This is a genomic window from Mycobacterium sp. shizuoka-1 (assembly GCF_002723835.1).
In the GTDB taxonomy this organism is placed as follows: Bacteria; Actinomycetota; Actinomycetes; order Mycobacteriales; family Mycobacteriaceae; genus Mycobacterium.
In genome coordinates, this window is record NZ_BEWG01000055.1 from 54,498 (window position 1) to 74,835 (window position 20,338).

A 20,338-nucleotide genomic window follows, 5' to 3' on the forward strand; every position below is an offset into this window, starting at 1 on the left:
ATGTCACGACGGCGCGGCAACGCCACGGGGACTTTCGTCACCAGTCGCCGCGACCTAACCGGCGCTCAGCCAGTTCTTTGAGCGCTTAAAGAATCGGACGCCACCATCTCTGACATGGATTCACCCCGTTCCGGATTCCGCCGTGCCGCCATCACCTCCTGGGCGCTGGCCGGGATCGGTGTCGCCGGAGTCGCCGGCGCGTCGGCCCTGGCCTACGGCGACACCGTCAAGCCCGCACCGGTCGAGATCCCGGCCGTCGACACCGCGGCCACCGACCTGCCGCCCGCCCCGGAACCGGTCGCCGCCCCGGAACCGGCCGCACCCGCATCCGCCCCGGAGTCGACGCCGCCACCGGCCCCGGAGTCGACGCCGCCGCCGGCCCCGGAGCCGACGGTCACGCAGGCCCCGGCCGAGGGCCCGGCCTACACCCCCAAACCCAGCTACACCCCGAAGACCGTGCAGCAGCAGGCGCCGCCACCGGCCGCCGCGCCGAGCACCAAGTCCCAGCCCGCGTTCCCGATCCGGCAGAGCCATGTCCCACTCGGCGGCGGTGGCACCTCCGGCGGCAACAGCTTCTCGCCGCACGTCACCATCTCCCGCGGATCATGACCAGTGAAGCGTTGTGGGCGCTGGGTCGCGGCAATGGCATCGTCGCGCTGGCGTTCATGACGATCTCGATGGCGCTGGGCATCGCCACCAGGTCGGGCCGTCCGCTGCTGGTGCTGCCGCGCTTCGCGGTCTCCGACGTCCATCGCTTCGTCGCGCTGGCCGCCACGCTGCTGGTGGTGCTGCACATCGGCCTGCTGTTCCTGGACCCGTACGCCAAGCTGAAGGTCATCGACTTCGTCGTCCCGTTCCTCGGTGCCTACCGGCCGCTGTGGCAGGGCCTGGGCACCGTGGCCGTCGACGTGCTGGCCGTCATCGTGGTCACCGGCCTGCTGCGGCAACGGATCGGTCCGCGGGTCTTTCGGGTGGTGCACTGGGCCACGTACCTGTTGTGGCCGATCGCGATGGCCCACGCCCTGGGCAACGGCACCGACACCGGCCGGGTCTGGTTCCTGGCGTTCGCCGGCTGCTGCGCCCTGGTGGTGGCCGCGGTCCTGGTGTGGCGGTTGCGTGCCAATTTCAGCGAGTACGCCGATGCCTAGACTGCTCGCCGCCCACGGGCCCAGCCTCACCGAACACCAGGATCACTTCGGCGCACCGCCCGAACACTCGCGCGCACAGCTTGTTTCGCTGCTGGAGGACGCCAAGCTCACGGGCCGTGGCGGTGCCGGCTTTCCGACCGCGCGCAAGATCGCCGCGATCACCGGCGGCGGCGCGGTGGTGATCGGTAACGGCGCTGAGGGAGAACCCTTGAGCCGCAAGGACGCTCTGCTGCTGGGCAGGGCACCGCATCTGGTTCTCGACGGGCTTCACATCGCGGCCGCGGCGCTCGGTGCCGACACCGTCTATCTGTACGTGCATGTCGATGCCGTGGCAGCGGTGCGCGCGGCTCTCGACGAGCGACGGGCGGCCGGCCGTGATCCCTACTCCGTCACCGTGGTGACCGCTCCCGACACCTTCGTCGCGGGGGAGGAGTCCGCCGCGATCCGGCACATCGAGGGCGGCCCGGCCCTGCCCCGCGACCGGGTCGTGCCGACCGCGATCTCCGGGCTGCGCCGGCGCCCGACCCTGGTCAACAACGTCGAAACCCTGGCTCACATCGCGCTGATCGCGCGCTTCGGGCCGGACTGGTTCCGCTCGGTCGGTGACCGGGAGGAGCCGGGCACCATGCTGGTCACCGTGTCCGGCGCGGTGGACACCGAGGGCGTGATCGAGGTGCCCACCGGCGTCCGGCTCACCGAGTTGATCGACGCGCGGTCGGTGTCGGCGGTGCTGATCGGTGGCTATCACGGAAGTTGGTTGCCTGCATCGGCATTCGAGGGTCTGCGGCTGTCGCGGGCGGGGCTGCAGGCGGTCGGGGCCACACCGGGCGCCGGGATCGTGCACGCCCTGGGTGCCACCGAATGCGGGCTGGCCCGCACCGCCGAGATCGTCGGCTATCTGGCCGACGAGAGTGCTCGCCAGTGCGGGCCGTGCCGCAACGGCCTGCCGCGGCTGGCCGAGCTGTTCGAGGAACTGGCCTACGGGCGGGCCAATGACCCTCTGGTGAAAGAGGTTCGGCGGATTGCCCGGCTGGTCGACGGGCGCGGGGCGTGCCGCCATCCCGACGGCACCGCCCGGATGATCCGCAGTGCGCTGCTCACCTTCGCCGCCGATGTCGAGTTGCATCGCCGGGGCCGGTGTGCGGCCGCCGACGCCGTGGCGTCAGAGGCTCGCTAACCGAGGGGCGCCCGGCGCCGCCGCCTCGAAGATCCCGAGTCCGCGACCGGCGGTCTCGCTCAGCAGCAGGATGCTGACCAGGCCAAGGACCGTGAAGCCGGCCATCATCGCGGTGATCGCCCAGCTGCCGTACTCCGACAGCAGCATCGGGGACAGCACCGGGGGCAGCGCCCCACCGACGATCCCGCCGATGTTGTAGGACAACCCGGCGCCGGTGTAGCGGTAGCGGGTGGCGAAGATCTCCGGGATGAAGGCGGCCAGCGGGCCCATCATGACGCCGATGATCGCGTAGGTCCCGATGATCGCGACGCCGTAGCGCACCGGATCGCCGGACTGGATCAGCGGGAACAACACCAGCGTCCACGGCAGGGCCAGCACCGAGCCGAAGGCCAGCACCCGGCGGCGGCCATAGGTGTCGCTCAGCGTCGCCGCCGCGGCGACGGTCGCGATGCTGGTCAGGCCCCCGATCACGCCGACGAGCAGGATCAGGTTCTCGTTGTAGTGCAGGTGGTTGGCGGCGTAGTTGGGGAAGTAGGTGCCGGCCTGGAAGGCCAGCATGAACATCCCGATCACCGCACCGGCGGCCAGCACCACTTCGCGCCCCTGGTTGCGGACGGCCTCGGCGATCGGCACTCCGGTGTGGCCCGCGGCGGCCGACTCGGCGAACACCGCACTCTCCTCGACGTGCAGCCGGATGTAGAGCGCGACGGCCAGCAGGACCGCGCTGAGCAGGAACGGGATGCGCCAACCCCATTGCAGGAAGGCCGAATTGGCTTCGCCGAACGCGCTGTGGACGCCGAGGAACACCAGGTTGCCCAGCACCAGCGCGGTGCCCAGGCCGAGCTGGGTGAACATGCAGTAGTAGCCGCGCCGGCCCTGCGGAGCTTGCTCGGCGCTCATCAGCGCGGCACCGGCCCACTCGCCGCCTACGGCGAAGCCCTGCAGCAGCCGCATGGCGATCAGCAGCAGCGGTGCGGCCATACCGATCGCGGCCGTGCTGGGGATGAGGCCGACTCCGATGCTGGACCCGCCCATGATCACCAAGGTGAACACCAGGGCGTTCTTCCGCCCGATGCGGTCGCCGAAGTGGCCGAACACCGCGGCACCCAGCGGGCGGGCCAGGAACGCCGCCGCGAAGGTGCCCAGCGACGCGATCGTCGCCATCAGCGGGCTCAATTCTGGAAAGAACACGACCGGAAACACCAATGCGGCGGCGGTCCCGTAGATGAAGAAGTCGTAGAACTCGATGGCTGAGCCGACGTAGCTGGCGAGCGCGACCCGGCGGGCACGGCCGCGGATTCCCATTTCCATGGCGCAATGGTCGCCCCACCCGCGTCACGCGGGTATCCGCTGGCTGGGCCCAGTTGTGGCGGATGTCACTGTCCGCTGATCAGGGGACAGTGACCGGCGATCACAGCCGGTACATCTCCCGCGACATCGACGCCTGCTCGACGAAGCTGGCCCGCCGGGGCGGGTAATGCCGAGTTCTTTGCGGCTGCTCGCGTTCGACGAATGCCGGTGCCCGCAGCCACGCCGCGACGCGACTCAGAAAGCGTGCCGGCGACAGCCCACCGGCTCCGATTGCGACCATGAACGGTCCTCCGTTCCTTCGACCCCCGTCCGTATTAGACTAAATCGTCTAGACTAGTAGGTCTAGACGATGTGGTCTAGACCACACGGTTCAGGCGACCTGGTCTAGTACCGGGCGATCCCGCCATATAGTGGGAAACGCCCAGTTCACCGATGCTCTGAAGGCGGTTTGGATGTCAACCCAGCAGGAAGCGGCGCTCTCGCACAAAGAGCGGCTGTTCCGCGCTGGCGCGAAGCTGTTCTACGAACAGGGCTTCCACGGGACGACCATCGACGCGATCCTTGCCGAGGCCGGCGTGCCGAAGGGCTCCTTCTATCACCACTTCGGCTCCAAGGACGCCTTCGGGCAGGCGGTGCTCAACCGGTACATGGGGTTCCAGGGTGAACTGGTCGCCAAGTGGGTCGCCAGGACCGACTTGTCCACGGCCGACCAGGTGACCGGCTACTTCAAGGACATGTCGCAGATCTTCGTCAAGTCCGGTTTCCAGACGGGGTGTCTGACCGGAAAGTTCTCCACCGAGGTCGCCGCCACCTCCGACGTGTTCCGCCCTCAGCTGGCCGGCCAGATCCACGGCTGGAAGACCCGGGTCTCCGCCCTACTCGCGGCGGGCCAGGAACGCGGCGACATCCGCACCGACCGCTCCAGCGACGATCTTGCCGACACCGTACTGGCCCTGATCCAGGGCGCGTTCGTCTTGACGCTGTCGACCCGCGATGAGCACACCCTGGCCGCGGTCTGCGGTTCGATCAAAGAGCTGATCGAACCGCGCACTGACGGGCCGCGCGAAACGCCGTAGCGGCGCAGGGTAGCGTTGGTACCGGTCCGTTTCGCAGGTTGTCCGCGGATCGACCACCCTGCTGCGTGAGGAACGCCAATGAAGCAACTCGCCACGGCAGCAGGATCCCGATGAACGGCATGCGCGGATCGCGCCGGACCGCCAGCCCGATTCGACTCAGTCTCAATCCGCTGCTTGGCGGCGACATCGACGGGGCGTGGTGGCCGCGGACCGGCTCGCTGGCCAGTGAACTGCCCGACCTCATCGAGGCGCTGCACGTACGGCTCGGTGAAATCGTCGACATCAACATCAACTGGTCGGCGACCTCGGCCGTGCCGATCTTGGACGCCCACGTCTCGACGGCGATGCGCAACATGGGCTGGAACGACGAACGGCAACGCATCATGGTCCTCGTCGGCCGAACCGGGTGCGCCCGGCTGTTGGTGATTCCGACCACCACGACCAAAGCGCTGGGATGGATGGTTCTGCGCCATGCGGCCGACCTGCCGACCCTGGGCGAAGACACCGACGTGCCTGAGTACGCGGTAGCCGACCGGGTGGTGCGTGCGGCGCGGGAGCAGAGTGCCTCGTCGCCGGCTCGCACACTGCAGACGCCGGTCGTCGAAGCTACCGCAGACTGACCAAAAGCCAAGGGCTGGTACGGCATTGCCGTACCAGCCCTTGGTGGTGGTATGTGGTTCGATCAGACCGCGGAGACCTGAGTCGCCTGGGGGCCCTTGGGGCCCTGTCCGACCTCGAACTGGACACGCTGGTTCTCCTCGAGCGACTTGTAGCCGCTGCCCTGGATCTCCGAGTAGTGGACGAACAGATCCTGGTCGCCACTGTCAGGAGCGATGAAGCCGAAGCCCTTTTCGCCGTTGAACCATTTCACAGTTCCCTGTGCCATCTATCTTTCTTCTCTCATTCAGTTGGATGCTTTAGGCATCCGGTGTCCGCTCCGGCGGGTCCGCCGGAACGAAATCTACTTGGCGCCAACCGCGGAACGCGGGCGGCGCGAACGCCGGCGGCCGGGCTGGCCACCGGTGCCGCCACCACCGCCTCCCGGGCGGCGGTGACCGGCCGGGCGACGCTGCGGTGCCGGCGCCGCCGGGGCAGCGGCCGGCGCCTGGTACGGGGCGACCTCGCCCACCAGCGCCTGCACCGACTCGGAATCAGCCGAAACCTGTTGGGGCGCTGCCGTGATGCCGGCCTTGCGCAGCAGGGCCTGGGTATCGCGGCGCTGCTCGGGCAGCACCACGGTCACCACGTCGCCGGTCCGTCCGGCGCGCGCGGTCCGTCCGGACCGGTGCAGGTAGGCCTTGTGCTCGGCGGGCGGATCGATGTGGACGACCAGCTCCACGTCGTCGACGTGGACACCGCGCGCGGCGATGTCGGTGGCCACCAGCACCCGGGCCGTGCCTGCGGCGAAGGCCGCCAGGTTGCGGTCGCGTGCCGGCTGAGACAGGTTGCCGTGCAGGTCAACTGACGGGATACCCGCCTGAGTCAGCTGCTTGGCCAGCTTGCGGGCGTGATGCTTGGTGCGCAGGAACAGGATTCGCCGTCCGGTGCCGGAAGCCAGCGTGTGCACCAGGTCTTTCTTGGCCTCGGCGCTGGACACGTGGAAGACGTGATGGGTCATCGCGTCGACAGGGGACGTGTCGGAGTCGACGGCGTGCGACACCTCGTCGCGCAGGAACCGCTTGACCAGCTTGTCGACGCCGTTGTCCAGCGTCGCCGAGAACAGCAGTCGCTGCCCGCCGGCCGGGGTGGCCGCCAAGATCCGGGTGACGCCGGGCAGGAAGCCCAGGTCGGCCATGTGGTCGGCCTCGTCGATCACGGTGATCTCGACGGCGTCGAGCGAGATCAGGCGCTGCCGCATCAGATCCTCGAGCCGGCCAGGGCAGGCGACCACGATGTCGACACCGGACTGCAATGCCCTGACCTGCTTGTTCTGCGGCACACCACCGAAGATGGTGGTGACCCGCAGACCGGACGCCTCCGCCAGGGGCTGCAGTGTCGCGGTGATCTGGGTGGCCAGCTCACGGGTGGGTGCCAGCACCAGACCCGAGGGCCGCGAGGCCACGCGGGTGGTGCCGGCCAGCCTGCTGACCAACGGGATGGAAAACGCCAGCGTCTTGCCGCTGCCGGTCTTGCCCCGGCCCAGCACGTCACGGCCGGCCAGCGTGTCCGGCAGGGTCGAGACCTGGATCGGAAAGGGATGGATGATGCCGTTGTCGGACAGGGCGCGCACCAGTGGTGCACGCACGCCGAGGTCGGCGAACGTTTTTTCGGTTTGCATGGTGCCTTTCGGGCATCAGTAAGGGTGGCGAGATTGCCGGGAGGCAAAATCGATCGCCGCGAGACTGTGTGCTTCAGGAGCACAAATCAGCTGAACTCGGTTTCCGGAATCCGGAAGTGCCGGTGAAGTGAAGGTGTTCCACGACGTGCTGGCGGCTTTGTCAGTGACGCCAACGTTGACACCAGCATAGCAGTAGCGGAGGCGCTTAAATTCCCGCCCCACCGGGTACCCGCGCGGCAACCCACACGATCGGAAGGTGCCAATCCGAGATGACGTCGTTGCGGACGGGCGAGGGTCTGCCCAATGTGGTGGTCACCGCATTGGCATCGACCAACGCGCTGGCTGCTGACGCCGAGGATACCTGGCAGCAATTGCTGGAGGGCGGTAGCGGGATTCGGCAGCTGGACAAGTGGTTCGTCCGCGAATACGAATCCGCAGTGCGCATCGGCGGCACGTTGCGCGAGGACTTCGACCCCTACCTCAACCGGGTGGAACTTCGCCGGCTGTCCTATCTGGGCAAGATGGCCACCGTGCTGGGGCGTCGGCTCTGGAGCGCCGCGGGTTCTCCCGAGGTCGACACCAATCGGCTGCTGGTCTCGATCGGCACCGCCCTGGCCAACACCGAAGAGATCGCCGAGGGTGCCGTCGACTGGCACGCCCGCGGTCTCAGGGCGATGTCCCCGCTGGCGGTGCAGATGTTCATGCCGAATGCGCCGGCCGCGGCGGTCGGACTGGAGCGCAAGGCCAAGGCCGGGGTGATCGCGCCGTTGATGGGCGACGCCTCCGGCGCCGCATCGATCGCGCAGGCGTGGCGGCACATCGTGCTGGGTGAGGCCGACATCGCGATCTGCGGCGCGGTCGAGACGTGGGTCGAGCCGGTGCCGGTGGCCGCCTTCACCGAGCTGGGCATCATGTCCACCAACAACGACGACCCGCCCGGAGCTTGCCGGCCCTTCGATCGACATCGCGACGGCATGGTGCTGGCCGAGGGCGGTGCGTTGCTGCTCATCGAGACCGAAGAACATGCGCGGGCCCGCGGTGCGCCGATCCTGGCGCGGCTGATGGGGGCGGCGACCAATTCCGACGCCTACGACGACGTCGCGCCCGACCCCAGCGGGGAGACCGCCGCGGCCGCCATCGCCCATGCCGTCGACCTGGCCGGCTTGCAGCCCAGCGACATCGATCTGGTCAATGCCCACGCCACCGGAACCACGTTCGGCGACCTCGCCGAGGCCCGCGCCGTCCGCCACGCAATGGGCCGCCATGACCCCGCGGTGTATGCACCCAAAGCCGCGCTGGGCCATTCGCTCGGCGCGGCGGGTGCGGTCGAAGCCGCGCTGACCGTGCAGGCCCTGCGCGACGGCGTCGTGCCGGCCACCCGCAACGTCAAAGATCTCGACCCCGAGATCGGTCTGGACGTCGTGGTCGATCGGCCGCGCCGGGCCGACTTCGGATATGCGATCAGCAATTCACTGGGCCTCGGCGGCCACAACGTGGTGCTGGCGTTCGGCGCCGCCTGATCAGCGCTTCACGAGCGTGAACTGGCCGACCTCGGAGATGCCCCGGTTGAAGAAGTCCGAGCAGCCGACGAGGTAGCGCATGTAGCGGTCGTAGACCTCCACCGACGTCACCTCGACCGCCTGCTCGCGGGCGGCTTCCAGTCGCTGCGCCCAGATGTCGAGGGTGCGGACGTAGTGCGGGGTCAGGTAGTCCAGGTTCGTCACCGAAAACCCGGCCTTCTCGGCGTATTCGACGACATCGTCGTCACAGGGGACCGCCCCGCCCGGGAAGATCTCCTTGGCGATGAACCGCATGAACTTCAGGTCGGTCATCGTGATCGGGATGCCCAGTTCCGGCCAGCGCTTGAGCGGGTGACCCATGATGGTCTGCAGTACCATCGCGCCGTCGGCGGGCAGAACGCGGTGACAGGTCGAGAAGAACGCCGCGTAGCGGTCTTTCGGGAACGCCTCGAACGCCTCGATGCTCACAATCCGGTCGACCGGCTGGTCGAATTCTTCCCAGCCGCGCAACAGAATTTGCCGAGATCGGTCGGTGTCGACCGCATCGAGGATCTGCTGGCCCAGTGCGCACTGGTTACGGCTCAGCGTCAATCCGAGAGCGTTCGTGTCGAACCTTTGCACGGCACGCTTCATCACCGAGCCCCACCCGCAGCCGACGTCGAGCAGCGTCATCCCGGGCTGCAAGTCCAGCTTGTCCAGTGCCAGATCGATTTTCGCGAGCTGGGCCTCCTCCAGGGACATGTCGTCGCGCTCGAAATACGCGCAGCTGTAAGTCCGCGACGGGTCCTGGAACAGGCCGAAGAATTCATTCGAGATGTCGTAGTGTGCCTGCACGTCCTCATATGCCGGACGCAGCTTCGTTGAGGCAGAACCACTTTCCGTCATCGACGTCGACCCCCTCTAGCCGAGTTGTTCACGTCGTCTCCGAAATCAGGCTAGCTGATTGCCTTTTCACATGTGAACTGGCATACGTCGGTGTATCCGTTGCGGAACAGGTCGGCGCATCCGGTCAGGTACTTGTGGAAACGTTCGTAGATCTCTTCCGACGTGACCGCGACGGCCTCGTCGTGCTTGGCTTCCAGGTTGGCAGCCCAGGTGTCGAGCGTGCGGGCGTAGTGCGGCTGCAGGTGCTGCTCGCGGGTGACGGTGAAACCTGCGGTCGCGGCGTGATCCTTGACCATCGAGGCCAGCGGCAGGCGACCTCCCGGATAGATCTCGTCCATGATGAATTTGATGAATCGCACCCGCGACATCGTCAACGGCAAATTCTTGGCCTTGATCTCGTCGTCCTCGGGAATGATGATGGTGTGTAGCAGCATCACCCCGTCGTCGGGCAGCCAGCTGAACGTCTTCTTGAAGTAATCGTCGTACTTGTTGAAGCCGAAATGCTCGAAGGCGCCGATCGATACGATCCGGTCGACCTTGCCGTCGAACTCCTCCCACGGCTGCAGCCGAACCTCTTTGTGTCGCGGGCTGTCGGAGTTGGCAAACCAGAACTCCTCGATGTGGCGCTTCTGGTTCTCCGACAGCGTCAGGCCGATGACGTTGACGTCGTACTTGTCTACGGCCCGCATGATCGTGGACCCCCAGCCACAGCCGATGTCCAGCAGCGTCATTCCCGGTTGCAACCCCAGCTTGCCCAGCGCCAGATCGACCTTGGCCATCTGCGCTTCTTCCAACGACATGTCGTCGCGCTCGAAATAGGCGCAGCTATAGGTCTGGGTGGGGTCTTGCCAGAGCCGGAAAAACTCGTTGGAGATGTCGTAGTGGAACTGAACTTCCTTTTTGTCGGACCCGCGTGTTTGGGAGGCGGACTTGGACAGCCACTGAGACTCTGCCTTCGACATCCGACGCGTGTACCCACTGCCGCGGATCTCAATCACGGCTTCGCACGGCACGTTCCTGCGTCTACCGTGAGGGACGTGGCCGAGGCCGATCGCGTCCGCTGGGACCAGAAGTATGCGGGTCGCACAGCCGCGACACCCGCGCTGCCCACCGTGTTCGCCGGATATGAGGAGTCGATCCCGACGGCGGGTACAGCGCTGGACATAGCCTGCGGCTCCGGTGCCGCGGCGGTCTGGCTGGCCCGGCGTGGTCTGAGCGTGTGGGGTGTGGACGCGTCCGAAGTCGCGGTCGACCAGGCGCGGGAGTTGGCGCGCCGCCACGGTGTCGACGATCGGTGCCGGTTCTCGGTCGCCGACCTCGACGACGGGTTGCCGCCCGGACCCGCGGTCGACATGGTCCTGTGCCATCGCTTCCGCGACCCACGGCTGTATCGCCCGATCGTGGAGCGGCTGGCAGCCGGTGGCCTGCTGGCGATCAGCGTGCTCAGCGAGGTCGGCGCCGCTCCGGGTGCGTTTCGGGCCGAGGCGGGTGAACTCGACAGGGCGTTCGCCGACCTACAGGTGCTCGCCGGGGGCGAGGGCGACGGGCAGGCGTGGTTGGTGGCGCGGGTGAGAGGGGATCGGCGATGACCGAGCCGTCAGTGATGTTCGCCGGCCGATTCAACGGCCCGCCCGGCAGCGCCAACGGCGGCTACGCCTGCGGACTGATCGCCGGCCACGTCCCGGCCGAACTGGTCGAGGTGACCTTGCACCGTCCGCCTCCGTTGGACACCGCGTTGCTGGTGGAGCCGGCGGGGCCGACGTATGAAGTGCACCCGGCCGGTGGGGAGGTGGTGGCCGTCGCCAGGCCGGTCGACGAACCCGTCGACGCTGTGCCACCCGTGCTGAACATCCCCGCGGACGCCCCGGCCGCGCTGGCCGACGCCAACCATCCGTTCCGCAGCTGCTTCACCTGCGGCCCGGACCGCGAGACCGGTGACGGGTTGCGGATCTTCGCCAAACGCCTTCCCGGCCAGTCGGTTCTGGCCGACCTGTGGATCCCGGACGAGTCCCTGGCCGATGACGGGGTGGTGCGGCGCGAGATTGTCTGGGCCGCGCTGGATTGCCCCGGCGGGTGGGCGGCGTTCGACCGCATTCCGGGCGGGGTCGCGGTCCTGGGCCGGATGACCGCCCGGATCGACCGAGCGCCGCGGGTGGCCGAACGATGTGTGGTGGTGGCCACCTCGGACTGGCACGACGGCCGCAAGATCGGCGCTCGTTCCACGCTCTACACCGCGGACGGGGAACTGCTGGCCGCGGCCCGCGCGGTGTGGATCGACACGACCGTCTAACGCAGTTTGACCATCCGGGTGGTGGAGCTCTCGTCGAGCTCCACCACATCGGTACGGGAGCGCAGGAAGTCGCTGAACGACTTGAACCCCAACGACTTCTCCGAGAACGACGGATCCATCCGCTTCATCTGCGCTTTCACCGCCGAATTGTGCAGCCAGTCGGCATCGTCCTTTTCCAGGCCGATCTGCAGTGCCCGCTTGAGCAGCGCGGTGGCGGCGGTCTGCGGGTCGGGCGGCTCGGGCTCTGCGGACTTGGCGCGGGTGGATCGCTTCGGCGGCGGCTCGGAGGCCGCCGGCTCGAACACCGGGACCCCGGGCAGCGAGTCGTAGATGACGAAGTCGTCACACGCCGCGGCCAACGACCGGCTCGAGGAGCCGGCCACACCGATACCCACCACGTAGCGGCCCAACCGCTTGCACCGCTGCGCGAGCGGGATGTAGTCCGAGTCGCCGGCCACGATCACCACGTGGGTGAGGTCGGGCAGCCGGAACATGTCCTCGACCGCATCGACGGCCAACCGGATGTCCGCGGCGTTCTTGCCGTAGGCCGCCGCCGGGAACAGCTGCACCAGATCGACGGCACGGCCCACCAACTGCTCGCGATACTCGGCGTTGACGTCGGCCGACCAGTCGGCATACGCCCGGGTGAGCACCACCGTGCCGAACGACGACGCGAAGTCCAGGATCGAGCCCACGTCGACCCGTGCCCGGCCCAGCTTGGCCGGATCCAGGCCCTTGGCCTTGTCGCGGTGAAAAGAGTTGCGGCCGTTCACCTGCTCGTAGCGCGAGATCACGATGTTGTCGAAGTCGAGGTACACCGCGACGCGGGCGGAGCCAGGTTCGGTCATGTGCTCGAGTCTTGTCCATGTTGTGACGCGGCACGCGCCTTTGCCCGAACGGCGTGGCGCGCCGGTACGTCTATGCTTCAGGAGCCCGATTGATCATCGGCATCCCGGCAGCAGTCGCCGATCCTCGAATTCGTCATGGAGTGAGCAGTTGAGCTTGAGTCGTCGTGCCCGCGGGGCCTGCCTCGGCGTCGTTCTGGCGGTGCTGGCCGTGCTCGGCGGCGTCGTGGTCTCCGCGGCGCCGCGCTGCCCCGAGCACTGCCGCACCGAAGCCGCCGCCCTCGACCCGCAGCCTGCCCCGTCCACCGACCCGGCCGACCTCGCGCTGACCCCCGCCGACGGCACCACCGACGTCGACCCGCTGGGCGGGATCACGGTGGTCGCCAAGTCCGGCATGTTGACCCACGTCTCGATGGTCAACGACGCCGACAAGTCGGTGCCCGGCGTCGTCACCCCCGACTTCAAGACCTGGAAGCCCACCGTGCCGCTGGGCTACGGACGTACCTACACCCTGACCGTCGATGCCCGCGGCCCCGGTGGTGTCCCGTCCACGATGTCGTCGACGTTCCAGACGTTGGTGCCCAGCGATCAGACCCAGGTGTCGTTCACCGCGTCGGGTTGGCAGCCGCTCGACGGTGGCCGGTTCGGGATCGGCACCGTCGTCGTCGCGCATTTCGGCGAGCCCATCAGCGATCGTGTCGCCGCTGAACAGCACCTGTCGGTCACCGCCAACCCGCCGGTGCGCGGGTCCTGGTACTGGATGGATGACCAGACGGCGCATTGGCGTCCCGAAAAGTATTACGCCCCAGGCACTTCAGTCACTGTCCGAGCCAACGTCTACGGCGTGCCGCTCGGTGACGGGTTGTACGGCGAACAGGATTCCGCCGCGACGTTCACCATCGGCGATGCGCACGTCTCCGTCGCCGACGACACGACCAAGCAGGTGAGCGTGTTCGACAACGGCACGCTGGTGCGCACCATGCCGACCTCGATGGGTCGGGGCGGTACGGAGACGATCGGCGGACAGACGCTGTCGTTCTGGACGCCGCCCGGCGTCTACACCGTGATGGACAAGGCCAACCCGGTGATCATGGACTCGTCCACCTACGGGCTGCCGATCAACTCGCGGCTGGGCTACCGCGAAACCATCCCGTACGCCACCCGAATCAGCCCGGACGGGATCTACCTGCACCAGTTGAACGCGACGGTGTGGGCGCAGGGCAACACCGATACGTCGCACGGATGCCTGAACCTCAGCGGGGAGAACGCGGCGTGGTTCTACGACTTCTCGGTGCCCGGAGACGTCGTCGAGGTCCGCAACACCGGCGGCCCGCCGCTCTCGCTGACCCAGAACGGCGACTGGACCCTGTCGTGGAGTGACTGGCTCAAAGGCAGTGCCCTGCACTGAGTTCCCCGCCAGATCTGGCGGCGCTGCCGGTCCCCATGGCGATCACAGCCACAACGTGCGACCTCGCCCCGTGACCGCCCTCGACATGCGCCGATGGCGATGCGGCAGGCGGCGGAAAAGTTAGAGTCCGCTAATGATTCGATGTTTGCTGCAGGTGGCGGCTCCGGCGGGCCTCGTCAGGTCACGGAACAGCGCCGCGGGCGTCTATGATCTCAGGCGTCAATGGTGACGCCGGCAACTCATCGTCGACTGATTCTGGAGTGATTCTCGGTGGTCTTTTCCCGTCGTGCGCGCACGGTCGGCCTGGTGGTGGGAGTGTTCCTCCTGGGCGTCCTGGTCAGCGACGTCGCCGGGCTCCCCGGGTGCCGGGCCGGCTGCAAGACCGCCACAGCCATCGCGCAGGCGCAGTTGCCACCGGCTCCGCCGAAGCCGCCGGTGTTGGGTGTCTCGCCGGCGAGCGGGTCAGCGGACCTGAGCCCGTTGAGCCGGGTGGCCGCCCAGGTGCTCGGCGGCCGCCTGACGAACGTCTCGCTGGTCGACGACTACGGCAACACCCTGACCGGCGCCCTGTCCCCGGATGGGACATCGTGGCAGCCGACCACGCCGCTGAAGTACGGGCGCACCTACACCATGCAGGTGGCCAGCCTCGGTGCCGGCGGCGTGCCGCTGGCACGGACCTCGACCTTCGCGACCGCGTCGCCGGACAACCTGACCCAGGTGTACCTCGAGACGCCGGGTGGCCTGCCGATACACGAAGAGATGCGCTATGGCATCGGCACCATCATCGCGGCGCGATTCGACGAGCGGATCGCCGACAAGGCCGCCGCCGAACGCAACCTGGTGGTGACCACCAACCCGCCGGTGCAGGGCTCCTGGTACTGGGTAGACGACAAGACCGCGCACTGGCGGCCCGCGAAGTACTACAGCCCGGGTACCACGGTGTCGGTGGCAGCCAACATCTTCGGGCTGCGCCTCGGCGACGGACTCTACGGTGACGAAAACGCCAAGGCCACCTTCACCATTGGCGATGCCCACGTCTCGATAGCCGACGACGTCACCAAGACGGTCAGCGTGTTCGACAACGGCAAGCTGGTGCGCGCGATGCCGACGTCGATGGGGCAGGGCGGTTACCAGACCATTGCCGGCCGCACGTTCTCGTTCTGGACACCGCCGGGGGTCTACACGGTGATCGACAAGGCCGAGTCGGTGACGATGGATTCCTCCACCTACGGGCTTCCGGTCGCCTCGTCGATGGGCTACAAGGTCAAGATCCCGTATGCCACCCGGATCAGCACCGACGGCATCTATCTGCACCAGCTCAACGAAACCCGTTGGGCCCAGGGCAACACCAACGTCTCGCACGGTTGCCTCAACCTCAACAGCGAGAACGCGGCGTGGTTCTACGACTTCTCCCAGCCCGGGGACGTGGTCGAGGTCAAGAACACCGGGGGTCCTGGACTGGAGATCTGGCAGAACGGCGACTGGTCGCTGCCGTGGGGCGAGTGGCTCAAGGGCAGCGCGCTGACGCCCAAACCCTAGTGTCGTGAGTCATTAGTTCGTTCGCAGTGGCCCCAACCGCCGAGCGTGCGGGTTGTCGTTGACGATCGATCGAAAAATCAACGACAACACCCACGTTCGGCGCGTGAAGGGGGCCGATTCGGGCGATTCTCGGGGTTGGCGAACTAATGACTCAGGACACTAGGTTCTGGGCTTCGCGTTGCCGCGGGCCGAGCCGGCGGTTCCTGTGCGTTTCTTGCTGTCGCTGTGGGGTTTCGGGGTGCTCTTGGCGCTTCGATGCGATGCCGGCTTCCGGTCGGTGATCGCATCCCGTCGGGAGCTGGCCAGGCCTCGTGTCGCGCGGTGGGTATCGCCCGCCGATCGTGTGGTGAAGGTCGAGGCGGCCGATCGTGTCGAATCGGCCGCCGCGGCAGCCGGAGTCAGTCTCTTCGCGACGATCAGGAGCGCGCCCGTGGCCACCGCGAGCGGGCCCACCCCCCATCCCAGCAGGCCCGCACCGAGGATGAACACCGGGGCAGGGATCGGGAAGTAACCGACCATGGAAAACGCGGTGTAGGCGAAGGCGGCGACGGCGAAACTCACCGGCAGCGTGACGGGCGTGGCGATGTACCACAGCGGGGGTAGTACGAGCGCGGCGCCCGCAATGGCGACCGACGTGACCACGGTCTCGGGATCCGGGAGCGCGGCCATTGCCCGCGGTGCCACCGCCGCGCGGCGGCTTTGTTCGCTGACCGCCGCGGAATGTACCGCGGGAGCCAATTCGCTGACGCTGGAGCGCAATTCGATCGCTGATGCGAAGACCGTCCGCGTGGATGCCGGTTCGGCACCGTGGGGGACCTGCACCAGACCGAGAGAGACGATCGCTGCCACGCACGCCCCGGCGAGGCGAGGTGCGGTGAGACGCGCCTTATCCACGTGATACCCCCTTGTAAAGGCCCCGGGCCGAGCCGGCCGTTCCGGTGTGCTTGGTGGCTGCGGATGCCTTCGACTGTTTCGCTATGGTCTGCTGCGCCGCCGGTTTCTCGCCGGCGGTGCGTCGCGAGTGCGCCACGCCGTGCGTGGTGGGACGACCCTGCGCGGGCGTGACTCCGGTTGCCGCGGGTCGCGCCGCGGATGTCGTCTGCTGGGCGTTCTTCGTTGAAACCGGCTTCGGGACAAGCTTTTTGACCGCATCCTGGATCCGATCGATGGGGCCGAGCGCCCATGCACCCAGTCCCAGCGCAAGCGTGCCGGCGGGGTCGATGTCCTTGCCGCAACCGCCGATGCACGAGACCGCCACCGCGACGAAATAGGTGAGCACCAACGTCGCAGGCAACGTGACCGGGAAAGCCGCATACCAGACGGGGGTCAACGCGATCAGCAGCGCCACCTTGGCCAGATTGTCGACAGTCGGGCCGGACGCGGTCGCCGACGGAACCGGTGTCGTGAACGCTGTGTCCACCCGTCGAGCAGTGCTGGTGAGCTCGACGGCGATCGTCTGCGCCGGCGCGACGGCGGCATGGTGGCTGATCGCGGCTGTCGCCGGCGGCGCGGACACCAGACTGATGGCGATCAGTGTCGATGCGGCAATAGGGGTGAGGCGCGGGATGCGCTCCCGCGTGCGTGCTGACCGGTCCATAACGACACCCCCCGGAGATCTGCTGCGATGCTATCTGACGCTCAGGTAAATCTCAGGCTTTTATCACCCTGAACTCAGCTGTGATCTGGCTCACAATCTGGGGTAGCCTGAGGGGGTCTCGAGAAGGGAGACGCGATGAAGGGTGCATATCGCGATCCGGTGGATCACTCCCGAACAACACAACCGCATGCCGGTGAATCGTTCATCGACACGCTGTGGCTGCCCGGGCTGTTTCTCATCGCTCTTGGCGTGATCGGCCTGGCCGGCATCATCGCCGCCCTGGCGTACAACCACCACGAGCTGCTGATGATGCTCGGTTCGGTGGCGGCGGGCCTACTCATCGTGGGCGCTCTGCTGATCATGGCCGAGCATCACCGGGTGGTACGGGTCGAGCGTCGCTGGTTGGCCGAACACCCCGACCACGCGCACCGGCGCGGCGCCGCGTAACGGGCGTCCGCGCGATCCGCGCACCCGGGCGGGTCGGGTGCGCGGATGTCGTGCGCGCTGCTGAATGGGGCCCGACGTGCCATTTCAGCGACAACTCGTTTGCTGATAATTACCAGCATGTCAATTTACAGGTCACGGTTGTGAATCAGTTCACATTTTGCCGTTGCTCAAATTTATGGCTGTGAACAGTATCTATACCGATCCGACTGACAGTGTTCTGCGAAGTCGCGGTAGGCGTCCTGGCGATCCCCTAATCCCCTAACGGGGATTGCTGGGATATCCCGGTACTGCATGTACCGGGTAGGGGACCGTGCCCCATTTCAGGGTGTGCGGGTTCTTCATACCGTGGCTAGTAATCACCGGGCGGGGCCGGCGATCGAGCTTTCTGAAGAGATTAGGAAGGAACTCCCAATGGACTCCCTGCTCCAATTCATCCTTGACTTGTTCAACAACGAATCCGCCGCGCAGACATTCGTGGCGGACCCCAACGCGGCGCTGGCGAACGCGGGGCTGGCTGACGTCACCCCTGAGCAGATTCAGTCCGTCGCGGCATCGGCCGTGCCAGGACTGCAACTCGTCGGCGGCGACCCGGTCTCCGGCCTGGCGCAGGCGGTTTCCAATCAGTTCGGCTTCGCGCCGGTCGAGGGCATCGTGCCGGGCGTGCTGTCGGCACCCGCGGTGGCTGCGGACGTGATCGGAAACCAGGCGCTGGACCTCGGTGTCGACGGCGGTACATCCCTGGCTGCCGCCGTGGGCAACGGCATCGGCCTGGGCCTGGGCGAGAGCATTGGTGCCGGACTCGGCGCTGAACTCGGTGGCGGAGCCGCAGTGGGTGGCGCGACCGGGGTCGGCCTCGGCACCGGGCTCGGTGGCGGCTTCGGTGCCGGTGGTGGTGCTGAGCTTGGCGGCGGGTTCCAGGCCGGATTGGGCGTCGAGATGGAAGCCGGTTTCCACGCCGGCATGGGTGCCGAAATCGGCGGTGGCGCTGAACTCGGCGGGCAGACCGGTGTCGGTCTGGGCACCGGGATCGGCACGGGCTTCGGCACCGGGCTGGGTGGCGGCTTCGGTGCCGGTGGTGGTGCTGAGCTCGGCGGTGGGTTCGAGGCCGGCCTCGGAGCCGAGATCGGTGCGGGCTTCCACGCTGGCGGTGGCGCTGAATTAGGTGGCCAGACCGGGGTTGGTCTGGGCACGGGCTTCGGTACCGGTTTCGGTGCGGGTGGTGGTGCCGAGCTGGGTGGTGGCTTTGGTGCCGGCCTGGGCGGTGGACTCGGTGGCTCGGTTGGTGCCGGTGGCGGTGCGGGTGCGGAGCTTGGTGGCGGGTTCAATTCGGAGTTGGGCGCTGAGTTCGGTGGCGGTGCCGAGGTGGGTGGTCACAGCGGAATCGGTCTGGGCACGGGCTTCGGTGCTGGTGGTGGTGCCGAGCTGGGTGGTGGCTTTGGTGCCGGCCTCGGTGGTGCGGTCGGCGCCGGGGGCGGCGCGCAAGTCGCCGGTGGCTCGAACATCCAAGCGCACAGCGGTTTTGGCGCTCAGGGTGGAGCACAGTTTGATGGCGGCGCGCACGCCGGCGACCGGGCGCGCGTGATCGACGCCAACGGCGAAGCCGACGCCGAGCGCCGCGCCACCCTCAGCGGTACGACCAGCGCAGGCGGTGGCGCCAACGTCGGGACGGGCTTGAGCGCGCAGGAAAGCGCGAACTTCACCAGCAACTCCAACGTCGGGTTCAGCAGTCCGCTCGGTGGTGCCAGTGTCGGTACCCAATCTGCGGCGGCCGGCGGCGGAGCGGTCGGCCTGGGTGGCGGCGGCCTGACGGCGGTCGGCAACACCGCGATGAACACTTCGACGGCTGCCGGCTTTGCCGCTCCGCTAGGTGGCGCGACCGCAAGCGCACAGGCAGCAGCGAGTAACACTGCGGCCGTGAGCTTCCTGCACGACGACGGTGCCGCACTCGGCGGCCAGACCAACCTGGGCGGCGGATTCGGCGGCCAGACCAATCTCGGCGGCGGATTCGGGGGTCAAGCCAATCTCGGCGGTGCCTTCGGCGGCCAGGCGAGCGTCGGCGGCCACACCAGTGCCGAAGCGGCCTCGACAGTGGAGGCGAACGCGGGCGGCCACACCGGAATCACCGGTGGCGCCGGAATCACCGGCCACACCGGATTCACTGGTGGCGCCAGCGGGTCCGGCAGCGCAGGCTTCCTCAACCACGAGGCGGCGAACCTCAACGTCCACGACTCCATGCAGGCAGCGGGTGCGGCGAGCGGGGGCGCATCGTCCGACCATGTGTCCGCGGGCGGAAACGGCGCCTTCCAGAACGCTTTTGGCGGTCAGACCGCCTTCCTCGGGCACGACTCCGCAGCCCTCGGCGGACATGGCACGGTCAACACCGGCGCCACCGCGACGACATCCGGTTCAGCGGCGACGTCGCCGCAGGGCAGCGTCATCCACACCGGCGGCTCGACCGCCGCGGGCGGTTCGGTGACCGCGGGATCGAGCGGCTCGTCGGTGATCACCGACACGCACGGCAGCGCCAATGCCGGTGGCGCAACGTCGGTCGGCGCCACGCACGACTCGGCCACCGTCGACCAGCATGCGGGGATCGACTCGTCGAGTCATGCCGCGGCGACTACGACGCCGGATCATTCGGCCTTCGATCAGTCCGCTCACGCAGCCACCGACTACTCCAGTCACTCGCTGTTTGACGCCGGCCACGACGCAACGCCGTCGCACAGCCAGGCGAGTGCCGATGTGTCGTCGCACAACCAGTTCGATCAGCACATGGGCTTCTGATCCGAAGACCTGACACAAGTCGGCGGGGACCGT

21 protein-coding genes are annotated in these 20,338 nt (G+C 67.7%); 12 read left to right on the forward strand and 9 right to left on the reverse strand.

Going from position 1 to position 20,338, the window contains the following annotated elements; translation table 11 throughout:
* The first annotated feature begins 114 nt into the window (after nucleotides 1-114).
* The 3 genes from MSZK_RS16295 to MSZK_RS16305 are packed head-to-tail and all read left to right on the forward strand — an operon-like array spanning nucleotide 115 to nucleotide 2,325.
* Nucleotides 115-609: a hypothetical protein gene (locus tag MSZK_RS16295; protein ID WP_099249538.1), complete on the forward strand. Its 495-nt coding sequence runs from the start codon at nucleotides 115-117 to the stop codon at nucleotides 607-609.
* Nucleotides 606-1,148 (forward strand): ferric reductase-like transmembrane domain-containing protein, encoded by a 543-nt coding sequence (locus MSZK_RS16300; protein WP_099249540.1) that lies wholly within the window; start codon nucleotides 606-608, stop codon nucleotides 1,146-1,148. The genes MSZK_RS16295 and MSZK_RS16300 overlap by 4 nt, the downstream gene beginning before the upstream one ends.
* Nucleotides 1,141-2,325, forward strand: a complete 1,185-nt coding sequence (locus MSZK_RS16305; protein ID WP_099249541.1) for an NADH-ubiquinone oxidoreductase-F iron-sulfur binding region domain-containing protein — start codon at nucleotides 1,141-1,143, stop codon at nucleotides 2,323-2,325. The genes MSZK_RS16300 and MSZK_RS16305 overlap by 8 nt, the downstream gene beginning before the upstream one ends.
* Here the strand turns inward: MSZK_RS16305 and MSZK_RS16310 are convergent.
* Complete coding sequence (locus tag MSZK_RS16310) at nucleotides 2,311-3,636, reverse strand: MFS transporter (RefSeq protein WP_371411346.1); 1,326 nt, start codon at nucleotides 3,634-3,636, stop codon at nucleotides 2,311-2,313. The genes MSZK_RS16305 and MSZK_RS16310 overlap by 15 nt on opposite strands.
* Before the next feature lie 100 nt (nucleotides 3,637-3,736).
* Nucleotides 3,737-3,916 (reverse strand): hypothetical protein, encoded by a 180-nt coding sequence (locus MSZK_RS16315; protein ID WP_099249545.1) that lies wholly within the window; start codon nucleotides 3,914-3,916, stop codon nucleotides 3,737-3,739.
* 172 nt (nucleotides 3,917-4,088) lie between these two features.
* Here MSZK_RS16315 and MSZK_RS16320 point away from each other — a divergent pair, with 172 nt between their 5' ends.
* The gene (locus MSZK_RS16320; protein WP_099249729.1) at nucleotides 4,089-4,712 is read left to right on the forward strand and encodes a TetR/AcrR family transcriptional regulator; all 624 of its coding nucleotides are present in this window, start codon (nucleotides 4,089-4,091) and stop codon (nucleotides 4,710-4,712) included.
* A gap of 110 nt (nucleotides 4,713-4,822) precedes the next feature.
* Nucleotides 4,823-5,332 carry a DUF5994 family protein gene (locus MSZK_RS16325; RefSeq protein WP_099249547.1) on the forward strand — a complete coding sequence of 170 codons (510 nt, stop codon included), beginning with the start codon at nucleotides 4,823-4,825 and terminating at the stop codon, nucleotides 5,330-5,332.
* A gap of 62 nt (nucleotides 5,333-5,394) precedes the next feature.
* Here MSZK_RS16325 and MSZK_RS16330 read toward each other — a convergent pair whose 3' ends face one another.
* Entirely contained in the window at nucleotides 5,395-5,598 is a 204-nt protein-coding gene (locus tag MSZK_RS16330) for a cold-shock protein (RefSeq protein WP_005143710.1), read from the reverse strand.
* Nucleotides 5,599-5,673: 75 nt separating this feature from the next.
* On the reverse strand, nucleotides 5,674-6,990 hold the full coding sequence (locus MSZK_RS16335) for a DEAD/DEAH box helicase (protein ID WP_099249549.1): 1,317 nt from the start codon (nucleotides 6,988-6,990) through the stop codon (nucleotides 5,674-5,676).
* A gap of 269 nt (nucleotides 6,991-7,259) precedes the next feature.
* Here MSZK_RS16335 and MSZK_RS16340 point away from each other — a divergent pair, with 269 nt between their 5' ends.
* A complete protein-coding gene (locus tag MSZK_RS16340) occupies nucleotides 7,260-8,510 on the forward strand; it encodes a KasA/KasB family beta-ketoacyl-ACP synthase (protein ID WP_099249551.1) in 1,251 nt (416 codons plus the stop codon).
* On the opposite strand, the gene MSZK_RS16345 is transcribed toward MSZK_RS16340, so the two are convergent.
* A complete protein-coding gene (locus MSZK_RS16345) occupies nucleotides 8,511-9,395 on the reverse strand; it encodes a cyclopropane mycolic acid synthase family methyltransferase (RefSeq protein WP_158230591.1) in 885 nt (294 codons plus the stop codon).
* A gap of 50 nt (nucleotides 9,396-9,445) precedes the next feature.
* On the reverse strand, nucleotides 9,446-10,357 hold the full coding sequence (locus tag MSZK_RS16350) for a cyclopropane mycolic acid synthase family methyltransferase (RefSeq protein ID WP_099249734.1): 912 nt from the start codon (nucleotides 10,355-10,357) through the stop codon (nucleotides 9,446-9,448).
* 75 nt (nucleotides 10,358-10,432) lie between these two features.
* Here MSZK_RS16350 and MSZK_RS16355 point away from each other — a divergent pair, with 75 nt between their 5' ends.
* Together MSZK_RS16355 and MSZK_RS16360 are read left to right on the forward strand one after the other, a co-directional pair.
* Nucleotides 10,433-10,984: a bifunctional 2-polyprenyl-6-hydroxyphenol methylase/3-demethylubiquinol 3-O-methyltransferase UbiG gene (locus MSZK_RS16355; protein WP_099249553.1), complete on the forward strand. Its 552-nt coding sequence runs from the start codon at nucleotides 10,433-10,435 to the stop codon at nucleotides 10,982-10,984.
* Entirely contained in the window at nucleotides 10,981-11,685 is a 705-nt protein-coding gene (locus tag MSZK_RS16360) for a hypothetical protein (RefSeq protein WP_099249555.1), read from the forward strand. Before MSZK_RS16355 ends, MSZK_RS16360 begins: the two co-directional genes overlap by 4 nt.
* Here the strand turns inward: MSZK_RS16360 and MSZK_RS16365 are convergent.
* Complete coding sequence (locus MSZK_RS16365) at nucleotides 11,682-12,533, reverse strand: NYN domain-containing protein (RefSeq protein WP_099249557.1); 852 nt, start codon at nucleotides 12,531-12,533, stop codon at nucleotides 11,682-11,684. The genes MSZK_RS16360 and MSZK_RS16365 overlap by 4 nt on opposite strands.
* Before the next feature lie 154 nt (nucleotides 12,534-12,687).
* Here MSZK_RS16365 and MSZK_RS16370 point away from each other — a divergent pair, with 154 nt between their 5' ends.
* Together MSZK_RS16370 and MSZK_RS16375 are read left to right on the forward strand one after the other, a co-directional pair.
* Nucleotides 12,688-13,938, forward strand: a complete 1,251-nt coding sequence (locus tag MSZK_RS16370) for an Ig-like domain-containing protein (protein WP_371411347.1) — start codon at nucleotides 12,688-12,690, stop codon at nucleotides 13,936-13,938.
* A gap of 270 nt (nucleotides 13,939-14,208) precedes the next feature.
* Complete coding sequence (locus MSZK_RS16375; RefSeq protein ID WP_199203367.1) at nucleotides 14,209-15,477, forward strand: Ig-like domain-containing protein; 1,269 nt, start codon at nucleotides 14,209-14,211, stop codon at nucleotides 15,475-15,477.
* Between the two features lie 159 nt (nucleotides 15,478-15,636).
* On the opposite strand, the gene MSZK_RS16380 is transcribed toward MSZK_RS16375, so the two are convergent.
* On the reverse strand, nucleotides 15,637-16,371 hold the full coding sequence (locus MSZK_RS16380) for a hypothetical protein (RefSeq protein ID WP_142389943.1): 735 nt from the start codon (nucleotides 16,369-16,371) through the stop codon (nucleotides 15,637-15,639).
* The gene (locus MSZK_RS16385) at nucleotides 16,364-17,074 is read right to left on the reverse strand and encodes a hypothetical protein (RefSeq protein ID WP_099249563.1); all 711 of its coding nucleotides are present in this window, start codon (nucleotides 17,072-17,074) and stop codon (nucleotides 16,364-16,366) included. Before MSZK_RS16385 ends, MSZK_RS16380 begins: the two co-directional genes overlap by 8 nt.
* Before the next feature lie 135 nt (nucleotides 17,075-17,209).
* Here MSZK_RS16385 and usfY point away from each other — a divergent pair, with 135 nt between their 5' ends.
* A complete protein-coding gene (gene usfY, locus MSZK_RS16390) occupies nucleotides 17,210-17,521 on the forward strand; it encodes a protein UsfY (protein ID WP_099249565.1) in 312 nt (103 codons plus the stop codon).
* Between the two features lie 411 nt (nucleotides 17,522-17,932).
* On the forward strand, nucleotides 17,933-20,305 hold the full coding sequence (locus MSZK_RS32075) for an IniB N-terminal domain-containing protein (RefSeq protein ID WP_142389944.1): 2,373 nt from the start codon (nucleotides 17,933-17,935) through the stop codon (nucleotides 20,303-20,305).
* Nucleotides 20,306-20,338 lie beyond the last annotated feature (33 nt).